At 64.6% G+C, this 13284-nt stretch carries 15 protein-coding genes; 7 read left to right on the top strand and 8 right to left on the bottom strand.

The annotated features are described in order from the left end of the window. Nucleotides 1-32: 32 nt before the first annotated feature. Genes E3O62_RS01655 through pdhA form a run of 4 tightly spaced genes read right to left on the bottom strand, consistent with a single transcriptional unit; the run spans nt 33 to nt 3861 of the window. The gene (locus E3O62_RS01655) at nt 33-335 is read right to left on the bottom strand and encodes a LuxR family transcriptional regulator (RefSeq protein ID WP_370448875.1); all 303 of its coding nucleotides are present in this window, start codon (nt 333-335) and stop codon (nt 33-35) included. A 39-nt stretch (nt 336-374) separates the two neighbouring features. Then, nucleotides 375-1700, bottom strand: a complete 1326-nt coding sequence (locus tag E3O62_RS01650) for a dihydrolipoamide acetyltransferase family protein (RefSeq protein WP_174720096.1) — start codon at nt 1698-1700, stop codon at nt 375-377. Next, complete coding sequence (locus E3O62_RS01645; protein WP_134397328.1) at nt 1697-2713, bottom strand: alpha-ketoacid dehydrogenase subunit beta; 1017 nt, start codon at nt 2711-2713, stop codon at nt 1697-1699. The genes E3O62_RS01650 and E3O62_RS01645 overlap by 4 nt, the downstream gene beginning before the upstream one ends. After that, nucleotides 2710-3861 carry a pyruvate dehydrogenase (acetyl-transferring) E1 component subunit alpha gene (pdhA, locus tag E3O62_RS01640; protein ID WP_134397327.1) on the bottom strand — a complete coding sequence of 384 codons (1152 nt, stop codon included), beginning with the start codon at nt 3859-3861 and terminating at the stop codon, nt 2710-2712. Before pdhA ends, E3O62_RS01645 begins: the two co-directional genes overlap by 4 nt. 125 nt (nt 3862-3986) lie before the next feature. On the opposite strand from pdhA, the gene E3O62_RS01635 reads away from it, so the two are divergent. The 4 genes from E3O62_RS01635 to E3O62_RS01620 all read left to right on the top strand — a co-directional run bounded on the left by E3O62_RS01635 (nt 3987) and on the right by E3O62_RS01620 (nt 6260). Continuing rightward, nucleotides 3987-4604 carry a TetR/AcrR family transcriptional regulator gene (locus tag E3O62_RS01635; RefSeq protein ID WP_134397326.1) on the top strand — a complete coding sequence of 206 codons (618 nt, stop codon included), beginning with the start codon at nt 3987-3989 and terminating at the stop codon, nt 4602-4604. 238 nt (nt 4605-4842) lie between these two features. Beyond that, nucleotides 4843-5364: a UvrD-helicase domain-containing protein gene (locus E3O62_RS01630; protein WP_134397325.1), complete on the top strand. Its 522-nt coding sequence runs from the start codon at nt 4843-4845 to the stop codon at nt 5362-5364. A 343-nt stretch (nt 5365-5707) separates the two neighbouring features. Continuing rightward, complete coding sequence (locus E3O62_RS01625) at nt 5708-5914, top strand: hypothetical protein (RefSeq protein WP_134397324.1); 207 nt, start codon at nt 5708-5710, stop codon at nt 5912-5914. A gap of 37 nt (nt 5915-5951) precedes the next feature. Further along, nucleotides 5952-6260 carry a hypothetical protein gene (locus E3O62_RS01620; protein ID WP_134397323.1) on the top strand — a complete coding sequence of 103 codons (309 nt, stop codon included), beginning with the start codon at nt 5952-5954 and terminating at the stop codon, nt 6258-6260. 110 nt (nt 6261-6370) lie between these two features. On the opposite strand, the gene E3O62_RS01615 is transcribed toward E3O62_RS01620, so the two are convergent. After that, nucleotides 6371-6955 (bottom strand): chlorite dismutase family protein, encoded by a 585-nt coding sequence (locus E3O62_RS01615; protein WP_134397322.1) that lies wholly within the window; start codon nt 6953-6955, stop codon nt 6371-6373. Between the two features lie 154 nt (nt 6956-7109). Here E3O62_RS01615 and E3O62_RS01610 point away from each other — a divergent pair, with 154 nt between their 5' ends. Then, a complete protein-coding gene (locus E3O62_RS01610) occupies nt 7110-7352 on the top strand; it encodes a hypothetical protein (protein ID WP_134397321.1) in 243 nt (80 codons plus the stop codon). On the opposite strand, the gene E3O62_RS01605 is transcribed toward E3O62_RS01610, so the two are convergent. From E3O62_RS01605 to E3O62_RS01595, 3 genes are all read right to left on the bottom strand, one after another. Further along, nucleotides 7328-7693, bottom strand: a complete 366-nt coding sequence (locus E3O62_RS01605) for a hypothetical protein (protein WP_134397320.1) — start codon at nt 7691-7693, stop codon at nt 7328-7330. The two genes, E3O62_RS01610 and E3O62_RS01605, sit on opposite strands and share 25 nt — an antisense overlap. Further along, the gene (locus tag E3O62_RS01600) at nt 7666-8241 is read right to left on the bottom strand and encodes a helix-turn-helix domain-containing protein (RefSeq protein WP_198413744.1); all 576 of its coding nucleotides are present in this window, start codon (nt 8239-8241) and stop codon (nt 7666-7668) included. The genes E3O62_RS01605 and E3O62_RS01600 overlap by 28 nt, the downstream gene beginning before the upstream one ends. A 218-nt stretch (nt 8242-8459) precedes the next feature. After that, nucleotides 8460-8954 carry a hypothetical protein gene (locus tag E3O62_RS01595; RefSeq protein WP_134397318.1) on the bottom strand — a complete coding sequence of 165 codons (495 nt, stop codon included), beginning with the start codon at nt 8952-8954 and terminating at the stop codon, nt 8460-8462. A gap of 222 nt (nt 8955-9176) precedes the next feature. On the opposite strand from E3O62_RS01595, the gene E3O62_RS01590 reads away from it, so the two are divergent. Then, a complete protein-coding gene (locus E3O62_RS01590) occupies nt 9177-11078 on the top strand; it encodes an ABC transporter ATP-binding protein (RefSeq protein WP_134397317.1) in 1902 nt (633 codons plus the stop codon). Between the two features lie 237 nt (nt 11079-11315). Further along, on the top strand, nt 11316-13040 hold the full coding sequence (locus E3O62_RS01585) for a formate--tetrahydrofolate ligase (RefSeq protein ID WP_198413743.1): 1725 nt from the start codon (nt 11316-11318) through the stop codon (nt 13038-13040). The last annotated feature ends 244 nt before the right edge of the window (nt 13041-13284 follow it).

Below are 13284 nucleotides of genomic sequence, written 5' to 3'. Positions count from 1 at the left end.
AGGTGTCCGTCTCTTGACAACAGTAAGCAAGATCACGCTGTCCTCAAGGCGTCCACCGAATGCAACCCATCCGGGATGGTCATCAGATCGTCCGCCGAACCATTCCATGATGTTTCCCCCGCTCGCAGAAGCACCCGTCCCTCCAGCACGTGCAGAGTCGCCTCTCCCGGATTCTCGTGCTCCGAGAGACTCTCTCCGGCGCGTAACGCCATCAAAGTCTGCCGAAGCTGATGCTCGTAACCTCCGAACACCGTTCTGGCGCTCCGCCCGCTCGGGGCGCGGACCGCCAGTTCCAGCTCAATCCGGGCGAGTGCCGCCAACGAAACCTTTTGCATATCGTCACCTCCTTCCTTGTCGGTCTGGATAGTTACCGGTCATGCAATGATCGTCCACGGGTTCTCAATCAGACGAGTCAACGTTTGTAGAAACTGCGCGGCGAGGGCGCCGTCGATGATGCGATGGTCCGCGGACAGCGTGTAACGCATCCGGTGTCGCGGGAGAATCTCGTCGCCAACGACGACGGCCTCCCGTGCCGTGCCGCCGACCGCGAGAATTGCGCCTTCGGGCGGATTGATGATCGCCGTGAACTGCTCGGCCCCGAACATACCGAGGTTGCTGATCGTGAAGGTGCCACCGGACATCTGGTCGGGAGTGAGCTTCTTCGCATTCGCCAGCGACACAAGGTGACGGGTCTCGGCTCCGAGCTGGCTGACTGTCTTCTGGTCTGCGTTCTCAATCACGGGAACGACGAGCCCATTCTCGGACGCAACCGCCACACCGACGTTGACCCGATTGTGCACAAGCATCTCGCCGCTGGCGTCATCAATGTAAGACGCGTTGACTAGCGGATGCTCCCGCAATGCAAGCGCACTGGCCCGAATCAGTAGGTCGTTGACGCTGATCTTCGGCCGGCCCGCTTCGACGAGCTGCGCGTTCAATTCGGTGCGCAGGTTAACGAGGTTCTCGGCATCGGCGACCGCCGTGACATAGAAGTGCGGAATGTTCCGGGCGCTCTCTCCCAAGCGTCGGGCGATGACGCGGCGCATATTACTGAGCGGAACCGCGTCGGAGCCGCGCTTGTCATCGACGGGCGGAACGGGCTCGGCCGATGGGCCGGGCGCTCCGGCCGGTGCCGGCGGTGTTGCACCGGCCACTCCGGGTGCCTCGTCGCGCGCGGTTGGCTCGCCAGCGCCGGCAGTCACGGCAGCCGGGTGGGCGAGCAGTTCGTCGGTATCGGAACGGATGATACGGCCGCCGGGACCGGTGCCACGCAACTGGCTGAGGTCGAGATTGTTCTCACGGGCCAGCTTGCGCACGAGCGGAGATGCGAACAATCGCGGGCCGTCGTCCTGTACCGCAGTCGTCGACGGAATCGGCTGGGATTCGGGAGCAGTCGGCACGGCTGCGGGTTCAGAGGCCGCGGGAGCGGCGACCGCGGCGATGGCCGTGGCCGGGGCTACCTGCTTGCCATCGTCGAGTAAAGCAATCGGCGTTCCGATCGTGGCCTGCTCGCCCTCGGGCACGAGTTGTTTGACCAGAGTGCCGGCCTCGTAGGCCTCGAATTCCATGGTTGCTTTGTCGGTCTCGATCTCGACGAGCAGGTCGCCGATCTCGACTCTGTCGCCTGGTTGCTTGTGCCAGATCGCGATAGCGCCTTCTTCCATAGTGTCGGAGAGGCGGGGCATGGTGATTTCGATCATGAGTTGTTACCCATCGGGTTGCGGCGGTGGCCGACGGCGTCGAGAGTCTGGCGGATGGCGCCGATGACGTCATCCGCTGACGGCAACGCGGCCGTCTCCAGTGGTTTTGAGTAGGGAAGGGGAACCTCCGCCATCGCCACCCGCCGCACAGGCGCGTCCAGGTAGTCGAAGGCTCCATCGGAGATAGTCGCGGCGATTTCGGCGCCGATACCGTAGGTGAGCCAGTCATCTTCGAGCACGACGGCCGCATGGGTCTTCTTGACCGATTCCACGATCGTCTCGCGGTCGAGGGGGCGCAGGCTGCGCAGGTCGATCACCTCGATATCGAGACCCTCGGAGTGCGCCAGCTGCTCGGCAACCTGGGCGGCGACCCACGCCATCCGTGAATAGCCGATGAGGGTGAGGTCACGCCCAGGCCGGGTAACAGCGGCTTTACCGATCACCGCGGGGGTATCGCCGTCGGGTACCTCGCCCTTGGTGTTGTAGAGGGACAGGTTTTCGAGGAATAGTACGGGGTCATCGTCTCGGATCGCGGCGAGCATGAGCGCCTTGGCGTCCGCGGGCGTGCTGGGGGCGACGACTTTCATGCCGGGCACGAAGGCGTAGTACAGCTCGATATTCTGAGAGTGCGTTGCGCCGAGCTGCTGCCCGCCACCGCCCGGGGTACGAATAACCAGGGGCACCCTGGCCTGGCCGCCGAACATGCCATAGATCTTGGCCGCGTGGTTGACAATCTGGTCGAGGGCAAGAAGGGAGAAGTTGATCGTCATGATCTCGACCACGGGTCGCAACCCGAGCATGGCCGCGCCGATCGCAGCGCCCGTGAAGCCCTCCTCGGCGATCGCGGTGTCGCGCACACGCTTTTCTCCGAACTCGTCGAGCATGCCTGCCGTGATCTTGTATGCGCCCTCGAAGAGACCGATCTCCTCGCCCATCAGGAACACGTTTTCGTCACGCCGCATCTCCTCGCGGATCGTGTCGTGCAGCGCTTGGCGGTAAGTCATGATGCTCATGGGTTTGTTCCTAGCTCGGGCAGAGGTGCCGGTTTGTAGAGCGGTTCGCCGGGCAGCCGGCGAGAGTCGTTGGGCACCGGGGTGGCGTAGGTGTAGTCGAACAGCGTCGACACGTCGGGGAACGAGCTGTTCTCGGCGAACGCCGCGGCCTCGCTCGCGCGGGCCGTTGCCTGCTCGTCGATGGCGATGAGGGCCTCGTGATCGAGCAGCCCGTCGGAGAGGAGCCGTGCGGCGAAGGCTGGAACGGGATCGCGTTCCTTGACCAGGCTCATCTCCTCGGCGGTGCGGTACTTCGCCGGGTCAACCACGGAATGCCCACGCAGCCTCTCGGTCATCACCTCGAGCAGGAACGGCTTGCCGGCCCGGGCGGAAACCACGGCACGCTGTGCCGCCTCGAACACGGCCAGCGGGTCGAGCCCGTCGACGCGCTCCGAGGCCATCCGGTACGCGGATGCTCGCTTGTAGAGTTCCGGCTCCGCCGAGGCCTTATCGACCGTCGTCGCCATGCCGAGGCGGTTGTTGATCACGACATAGACGATCGGCAGGTTCCAGAGCGCCGCAATGTTGAGCGATTCATGGAAGGCGCCGATGTTGGTCGTGCCGTCGCCCATGGTGCAGAGCACGATCTCCTGGCCGTCGCGGTAGTCGATAGCAAGAGCCGCACCCGTGGCCAGCGGAAGCTGGCCGCCGACGATACCGTAGCCGCCGAGCATTCGTTTCTCCATGTCGAACATGTGCATCGATCCACCCCACCCCTTAGAGACCCCGTTAACACGGCCGAAGAGCTCAGCCATCACCCGGTTCGGGTCAATGCCGCGGGCGATCGCGTAGCCGTGCTCGCGGTAGTTGGTAAAGAGGTAGTCGGTGGGCTCCAGCGCCGCCATCAGGCCAACGACCGCCGCTTCCTCTCCGAGGTTGAGGTGGCAGTAGCCGCCAACGAGCGCCTGAGTGTATGCGCGGGCCGCGCGCTCCTCAAATCGTCGGATGAGCATCATCCTGCGGTAGAACTCGACCAACTGGTCGCCGCCGGGCGCCGGAGGGCCGGCGTGCGTGCTCGACGGGGTGGGGGCCGGGGATGCTGGTGGTTCCACGGTCGGGGCGGGTTTGCGCGCGGTCGGTTTCCGCGGCATCCGCGTGTGAGCGGTCATCGGAGAACTCCTTTTCCTCTCCCCTTGTGGGGTGGAGGGTGTCTACTATCAAATGATACGAACTAGTGTCATTATATCGCCGTAGTACCGTCGATTCATAGATCCGGAGCGCAGAAGGGCCAACCATGGAGTCGCTGCACACCACGCACCCTGTTCGCAAACGTGGTCGACCGACCCAAATCGAGCGTGTGGAACGTCGCACCCAGATTCTGGAGGCCGCGCTGCCGGTCTTCCTCGAGCACGGGTTCGGCAACACCACGATGGATCAGCTCGCCGCCGCAGCCCGCGTCACCAAGCGCACTCTCTACAGCTATTGCGGCAACAAAGCCGGGGTATTCACCGAGATGCAACGACGTCTGGCTGCTACGGTCAGCGGAGATATCCCGGCGCACGACACCTTGGCGTCGCTCGCGACGCGAATCGTCCTCCGCTTGCACTCGGCCGAGATGATCGGGCTGCACCGCCTGGTGATCGCAGAGTCGCTCAGATTCCCAGAGTTGGCCAGAATCCTCTATGAGAACGGTGACCTGCGTCACATCACTCGTCTCGCTGACCTCATGCAGGCCGAATGGGGTCAGGAAGTCTCCTCAAGCGCCGAAGCACTCTTCAGCCTGTTACTCGGCGAGGACTACAGGCGGCGGCTACTCGGGCTAATCGGCCCCGCAAGTTCAGAGGAAGCAGCTACGCACGCTCTCACTGCTCTCGCGACCATCGGCACTGAGCGGTGCAACGGTTCCGTTTGAAGGGAACCCACCCCACCTGGTGCCACCGAAGCTGCCACTGTCGAACAATGACCTCAACGCCCTCCGCGGAACGGTTCAGCTGCAACCACTCGTACTCCCGCGGTTCTCACATGCGTAGCAGGACCCCGATGGCCGCATCTTGATGCCACAGGACAGATAGAGTGGCGCATCCGCGGTGGAATGTTGTCGCGCCTCGAGCAATTCGGTGGATGAATGTACGGCTGGTAGCTCGGCACCCATGCAGTTCGCACTCATCGAAAACGACGAGGAGCTAAGGCGCGTGATCGAAGGAGGCGACTTCGGCGCCTGGCGGGTGTTCGCTACGAAGGCCTGCAACAATGCCTTCCGCCTCTCCGGTGGCGCCGGGACAGGGAAGACGGTTGTGCTCATTCATCGAGCTCACGCCCTTGCCTCGGAGAAGCCGACGCCACGAATTGTGCTGACGACCTTCACGACTGCGTTGTCCGCCGCGCTGGAGCGAGACCTGGAACGCCTCGATCCCTCCACGCCACGTTCAAGCGGACTGGGCGATGCCAGAGTACCCTCAAGCCTGGTCCGGTCGATGCCTTCGCCGGCTGGCACGTCACGACCGGTGAACGCATCGACGCGCCCACAGGGGAAACCGACAGCACTACTCCAAACAAGAAAGCCGGACTCGCAAAGTTCCGGTGGGGCCGGGAAATCAATATCGTCGTCCGCGTCGACTCCCAAACCCCCGGGCAGCACCGGCTTCCCGGACTGGCCGTCGCTGCAACGATGAGCCTGCCCAACGCCCGCGTCGCCGAAGAAGCCGTCTCCTTGATGAGGGCGACCAAAGCCCTCGGGTTGGCGCCTGGAGTTGGAGACGCCGACACGCAGTACTGGGCGAACTCCACGACGGACCGCCTCCATGACGATGCGCTCAGCGAAGGATTCACGCCATCCACTGACTACCGCGTCGACCACTTGGGCGCCCAAGGTGGAGACCACGGCGCCTTCTACAAAGAAGGCGGAACCTACTGCCCCGCCACTCCTGAGCCGCTTCAAAACGCGACCAAGGAACTCTTGGGCAACATCATCGACAACTCCACGTCAGAGAGAAACCCGACGCGAAAGGCCGCGTCGTGCTGCGCTGCCCTGCCCTGGGCCCCAGCCCCACCAAGACCTGTCCACTGCGGGAACTGCTCAAGACCGTGACGGACAAGGCCCGCCCCGCGGTCGACGGAGAAGACGTGCCCGACTTCGCCGACAAGATCTGCAGCCAGCCTTCCGTGTCCTTCGACACAGCGAAAAACAGGCGCAACGCTCAGGCCTTCGAATACGGGACGTGACCTCCGGGACCTTATCCAACGTCTGCAGGGAGACGGTTTGAGCACCGGTGTCTACTTCATTGGAGGCGCCGCATTGTCCCTTCGATACATCCATGATCGTGGTCTCACCGACGATATCGACGCTGAGATTCGTCCCTCTTCCCGAGCGCTTGAGTACGCCCTCGAGATCGCCGACAACCGGGGGCGGGGTGGCGACTGGCTCAACGCCCACGCCGAGACATACATACCCATAGCGAAGAACCCCGGCTGGGAATCCCTCTACGACGATGACTTTGTGTCCGGGTGGGTGGCCTCACCGCCCGCAGCCCCGCCGGCTCCAGAACTGGGACCGTCCCGGAGCAACTAGCGACCCACCAACGCCCCAGCCACCGGACACCACGCCAAGGCCAGAACCGGAGGGACATTCTCGCCCGTTGCTCATCATCTGCGGTTAACTGACCGGCATCGGGGCGCTCGTCACTGCGAACCGAACGACAAGCGCACCTCGACCTCGCGTTCGACGAAGATCCATTCCTCGGTGCTCCGCAACTCATCGAGCAGCTCGTCGAAATCCGCGACACTTTCGGGCGCGTACTCAAACCAGGTCAAAAAATCGAACGGCCCACCCCCATCACGGCTGTGATGGAGCCGCCGGGCCACAGCTGGCAGCGAGTTCATGGAACGTCGGATGTGGTGACTGGTTTCCTCGAAAATCTGCCGGCGTTCGTCTTGGGCCAGTTCCCACCACTCCTTTGACTTGGTAATGGGGATAAAGGAGGCGACGGTCGCGCCGGGTCGGCCCAGAGCCGGTGACCGCGCCGTCAGCTCGGCCAGTTCGGCAGCGGTCGTGTAACGCTGATGACTAACGGTGCCGCGCAGGGTCCACCCCGGGGCATCCGTGGCCGATGACCCCGACAACCATGATTCATCCTCTGCCGCTCCTTCACGAATCAGCAGACGCGCGGCGGCGGGGAGCCCGTCACCGGTCACCGCGATGATGTGATCAATACTCCACTGGCCAGCATCGCCTGCAGTGAAAGTGACGGGTAGGGCGTCGGTCATTGGAACTCCTGACGGTATCGGCGACTTCGACGCTAACATCATCTTGAGAACCGCCCCAGCAGGCTCTGATGGCGTGCGATCAGGCATCCTCAGGTCGAAGCCCCAGCGTCAGCCCAAAAAGGTTCGGCCGCCAGATCTGGGCCTGGCGTTCATCATGGTTGACGGTGACCAGCTCAGCCCGGTCGATTGCTTGGTTGGATCCTCGGGCTTCCAGGGGGGTGCCTCCTGTGACTCCTCGTCGTGCTGCGGCCTTCTCACCGACGTGCTCTGCGATGAGGACGTCGATGGTGGCATCGCCGCGGGTCCACCGGTGCTGATGGCCCTCTGGGCTTTCACCGGCGGACTCGAAGCCGACGTCAACGAGAGCTTTAGTCAAACGATGCCGTCCTCATCGTAAATTGTCTCCCACTCGACGACGCGGACGAGGGTCGGGACGGCGTCGGCCTTCGTGACCTCGAAGTTCAGCCACTTCGCGTCCCACCCATGCTTCAGTGCGACTCGTTCGGCGGCGGCAGCGACGGAATCGTCCGAGCCGGGGCGGACGTGAAGGACATCCAGGTCCTGCGTGGTCCCCCGATCGAAGTAGCACAAGGCGAGTGCCGCACCGCCCACGAGCCGGATGCCGGCCACCTCACCCGAATTACGAAGCTCGGCGACGAGATCACGGAGGCCGATGATGATCGCGTTGCGGTCCAGCGCGGTGCCCGACATCAGACGCTCGCGAAGGTATCTGCCCATGCAAGAACGCCGCGTTCGGCGAACTCGTTCGGCACGTCATCACGTTCGGGCGCGGGGTCGGCCGGGTCGACCCGGAACACGACAGGTTCGGTCAGTGCGCGATCGGGGTTGTTGACCCATCCAGGCAGCGGGATGTTCTCTTGATTCAGCCGCCATGCCACGAGAGCCGCGATGGCGGCATCCCACATATGATCGCCGGTGAGTTCCGGCTCTGTTAGCCCAAGGATTCCTCGAACGAGTCCGTGTTCGGCGATGAGATTATCGTTCAACTGAAGCAAAGCCCGGAGCGCGCGGTCTGTATCCTTCGCTCGAAGATACTCTCTGATCGCCTCTGCGGCGCTGGCAGCGTCATCACGACGCGTGGGAGCGGCATACAGGCGGTGTCCGGCGCCGGCGAGCAGCCGATCGACCGTACTGTAGGCAGCATCCCGTCCACGCTCATGATGGGAGACGCTGGCCTGGTCAATGCCGGTTAGCTCTGCGAGTCTCGCCTGAGTGAGGTGTTTGCTCCGGCGAGCGGCGCGGACGAGAGTAGATGAAGCTGCCACAATCGTCTCCTCCTTATTTCCAATATGACTTGTGCATCATATTCTAGCGCGCACTCGATGCAACCCGTGCCTGAGGGTCTGGCCTGCACCGGCAGGATCGGCCTGCAGGGACAACATCGGCCTGGATTGACTGTGGACACATTTGCCCTCGCTTCGACGATCGGCTCGCGAATCCGCCGGGGCGCCTGGCNCCTGGCACGTGGGTGGACACTGGAGGTTCATGGAAGTAAGCCGTCCAGAACCGTTCGCCGGATTCTCTCGACCGCGTCGGCCCCCCCCCCCCCCCCCGTCCGCTGGCCGTCCCACGCCACGAGAACCGGGTCGGCCGTCCAGCCGGACACCATTGACGTCCACGCCCGGGCGGTCGACCAGATCGTGGGGTCAGTCGGAACGACGTATTCGAGGGTGGCGTTCTCCGGCGTGGTCTCGGCGAAGCCGAGTCGAGCCAGATCCAGACCTGTCCGTGCGTAGACAACCGCACGGCGGGCCACCCGCCACGGGGCGAGCAGATCAGCGGCCGGGTCCCCCGACACGATGACGTCCAGCTCGGCGGCAGCGTCCCGAACCGTCTGCACCTGACGCACGATGGCGTCCAGGCTCAACCAGGAACTGGAAATGCCCTGCGGCCCCGGATAGTCCGCCAGGAATCGGTCCCACAGGGTCTCCGGCCGCGGCAGTACCTCTCCCTCCTCGCCGCACTGCACGGCATGCATTGGGTCAGTCTCGGGCCGCTCCCCGGCTGGAACACCACCACGTCCAGCGACCACGACGACAACCGTCTTGGCTTTTACCTCGGAGCCGGCGCACAGTCGTGGAATGACCGCGGACCCGTCGCGGTCCTGACCGGCGCACCGCGCGTCACCTCGGCAGCAGCGTCGCCAAGCTCGGGCAAGTCGCCATCTAAACTGAGATTGGTACCCACGGAAGGAACCTCAATGAGCATGGAAGGCGCGGCCTGGAGCTCGCTGCACAAGATCTCGACCGCCAGGGACGGCAAGCACGGCTTCTCCCGTGAGTCCGTGCGGCGGATCATGACGTTCGCGGTGCCCTACCGGTCCAAGCTGCTGATCTTCATCGCCCTCTCCATCGTGGGAGCTTTCCTCGCGGTCGCGACGCCGGTACTCGCCGGCCAGGTGGTCGACGTCATCGTCGCCCAGGGCGAGGTCACCACGATCGTTTGGCTCGCCGTCGTCATCGCCCTCGTGGCCGTGGCCGACGCCGCCGTGTCACTCGTGACGCGCTGGTACTCGGCGCGGATCGGCGAAGGCGTGATCCTGGACCTCCGCACCGCCGTCTTCAACCACGTGCAGAAGATGCCGATCGCGTTCTTCACCCGCACGCGGACGGGCGCCCTCGTGAGCCGCCTCAACAACGATGTGATCGGCGCTCAGCAGGCCTTTAGCGGCACGCTGTCCGGCGTGGTCACGAACCTCGTGGCGCTGATCCTCACCCTGATCGTCATGCTCAGCACGTCCTGGCTCGTGACGGTTCTCGCCGTGATCATGCTCCCCATCTTCCTGGTACCCGCGCGCCGCATGGGCAGCCGCCTCGCCGCACTGCGCCGCGAGGCCGCCGATCACAATTCCGCCATGAGCACGCAGATGACCGAGCGCTTCTCCGCGCCCGGCGCCACCCTCGTCAAGCTGTTCGGCCGTCCTGACGAGGAGGCCGAAGAGTTCCGCGTCCGCGCCGCCCGTGTCCGAGACATCGGGGTCCGGACCGCGATGCTGCAGTTCGTCTTTTTCACCGCCCTGATGCTCGTCTCCGCTCTCGCCCTCGCGCTCGTGTATGGGCTCGGCGGCTTCCTCGCACTCGCCGGCCAGCTGAATACCGGTGAGGTGGTCACCCTGGCGCTCCTCCTCACCCGCCTCTACGCGCCGCTCACCAGCCTCGCAAACGCACGGGTGGAGATCATGAGCGCGGTGGTCAGCTTCGAGCGCGTCTTCGAGGTGCTGGACCTCGAACCGCTCATCAAGGAGAAGCCCGACGCCGTCCCCATCCCCGAAGGCCCAGTGGCCGTCGAGTTCGACAACGTCCGCTTCGCCTACCCGTCCGCGGACAAAGTGTCCCTCGCCTCTCTCGAGGAGGTTTCCACGCTGGACACCCGCGGCGGCGAGGAGGTGCTGCACGGCGTGTCCTTCAGGATCGAGCCGGGGCAGACCGTTGCCCTCGTTGGCACGTCCGGTGCCGGCAAGTCCACGATTGCGCAGCTCCTCTCGCACCTGTATGACGTCGACAGCGGCGCCGTGCGCCTCGCGGGGACGGATGTCCGCGATGTCACTTTCGTCTCCATGCGGCACAGCCTGGGCATGGTGACGCAGGACGGCCACCTGTTCCACGAGACCATCCTCTCCAATCTGCGCCTCGCGAGGCCGGAGGCGTCCGACGACGAGGTGTGGGACGCCGTCCGCCGTGCGCGGCTCGAGCCGCTCATCCGGTCCCTGCCGGACCAGCTGGACACCATGGTCGGGGAGCGTGGCTACCGGCTGTCCGGGGGTGAGCGCCAGCGGATGACCATCGCGAGGCTCCTGCTCGCCCAGCCGCGCGTCGTCATCCTCGACGAGGCGACGGCGGCGCTGGACTCGACGTCTGAGGCCGCCGTGCAGGCGGCGCTCAGCGAGGCGCTCGAGGGACGGACGGCGATGGTGATCGCACACCGCCTCTCCACCATCCGCAGCGCAGACCTGATCCTCGTGGTTGAGGACGGCTCGATCGTGGAGCGCGGTACGCACGAGGAACTGCTGGCTGTGGGTGGGCGGTATGAGGAATTGCACCGGACCCAGTTCGCCGTGCAGAAGAATGTTGCGGCCGATGAGGAAGCGCTGAGCCGGACCTAGTCGCTGAGCTCGGTACCCCTGCCCCGAGCGCCTCGGAAAGTCGTCTCATCACGTTTCGCTGAATGGGGACTGATGACGACTTGATTGACTCTGACGAGCTCCAACGAGTCAACTGGACCCGGGGCAGTACCGCACGCCCCCTTCGAACTGCTCCACGCCACGCCGGCACGAGCCCGTGGCCTGACAGTACGCTTGGGTCACCAGGCCCCAGAGGCGCTGAGGAGCTGAGGAGGCACCATGTTCAAGCCATCTCGATCAATCACCACGGCCATGCCGTCGGATCTCGCTATCTCGCGCGCTGCGGCCCGTCGCCCGCTTGAAGAGGTTGCAGCCGACATGGGCATCGGTCCACACCTGCTGGAACCGCACGGAAGTGCAGCGTCGAAGATCTCCCTCGATGCGATCGATGAGCTCCGTGACCGTCCACGGGCCAAGTATGTCGTCGTCACCGCAATCACGCCGACTCCACTCGGGTCGGGCAAGACGACCACCGCGGTCGGGCTCGGTCAGGGCTTCCGGCACATCGACAAGCTCGGTATCGTCGCGATACGGCAGCCGTCGATGGGGCCGACGTTCGGCATCAAGGGCGGAGCCGCTGGTGGCGGCTACGCTCAGGTGGTCCCGATGGAGGCACTGAACCTGCACCTGACCGGCGACACGCACGCCGTTACCGCGGCGCACAATCTATTGTCGGCGATGATCGGCAACCACATCCACAAGGGAAACCGTCTCGGGTTCGACCCCCATGAGATCACCTGGCGACGTGTCCTCGACGTCAACGATCGCGAGCTGCGCACCATCATCACCGGGCTCGGCGGTCCTGACGACGGCAATCCGTTCCAATCCGGTTTCGACATCTCCGCAGCCAGCGAGGTGATGGCGTTGTTGTCGCTGTGCACGTCGTTGCGGGATCTCCGTGAACGGATGGGAAGAATCGTGGTCGGCTACAACCGCGGCGGCGAACCGGTGACCGCCGAGATGCTCAAGGCGGCCGGCGCCATGACCGCGATACTCAAGGACGCCATCAAGCCGAACCTGATGCAGACCGTGGAGCAGACGCCAGTGCTCGTCCACAGCGGTCCGTTCGGGAACATCGCCACCGGTAACTCCTCGGTCGTCGCCGATCTGATCGGCATCCATGCCGGCGACTACCTCATCACCGAGGCGGGGTTCGGTGCAGACATCGGCGCGGAAAAGTTCTTCAATATCAAGTGCCGTGCCTCCGGGCTGGCGCCGGATGCCGCCGTCATCGTCGCGACCGTGCGTGACCTGAAAACTCACTCAAACAAGTACCGGGTCGTCGCCGGCCGACCGCTGCCACCGGAGATGCTCGCCGAGAATCCCGCCGACGTCATCGCCGGGGCAGCGAACCTGCGCCGGCAGATCGCCAACATCCGACGGCACGGAGTGACGCCGGTCATTGCGGTGAACGCATTTCCCACCGACTACGACAGTGAGCATCAAGCGATCATGGACGTCGCGGCAGAGGAAGGTGTGCGCGCGGCGATCAGCTACCACTTCACCGAAGGCGGCAGGGGTGCGGTCGAGCTGGCCGAGGCGGTTGCGGAGGCCTGCGCTGAACCGTCGAGCTTCCACCGGCTCTATCCCGACGAACTTCCCTTGGTCGACAAGATCGATGTGATCGCGCGCGAGATGTACGGCGCCGACGGCTTGGACCTCTCGCCTCTGGCAGCTCGGCAACTCGACAAGTACGAGCGGGCAGGCTTCGGCAGCCTGCCGGTGTGCATCGCCAAGACACACCTGTCCCTGTCGGCCGACCCCAAAATCAAGGGAGCACCCACCGGGTGGCGACTGCCGGTGCGTGAGGTGCGTGCGTCGATCGGGGCCGGGTTCATCTATCCCCTCTGCGGCGACATGCGCACCATGCCTGGTCTCTCGTCCGCACCGGCAGCCGAACGCATCGACATCGACGACAACGGCGAGATCGTCGGGTTGTCCTGATCGGCGGACCCGGCCGGGCACGTCGGGCTTCTCGATGAAGCCTTCCCCGCCCACGAACCGGCAGTGAACGATGGTCTAAAAAGCCCGGAAGTCGAGCATCGATTCCTCGACGGCGAGAACCGACCAGGTGCCGCCTTCGGCATCCGTGAACGCGTAGGCGGGGACCACCAGGACGCTCCCGTCCGGCTGCCACTGGCTGGTGAGACCGAGCTGTGCGCTAACGATCTCGACCTTGTTCACCGGC

This window comes from Cryobacterium sp. TMT2-15-1 (genome assembly GCF_004402345.1).
GTDB classification, from domain to species: domain Bacteria; phylum Actinomycetota; class Actinomycetes; order Actinomycetales; family Microbacteriaceae; genus Cryobacterium; species Cryobacterium sandaracinum.
This window is presented reverse-complemented; position numbering and strand designations above follow the sequence as displayed.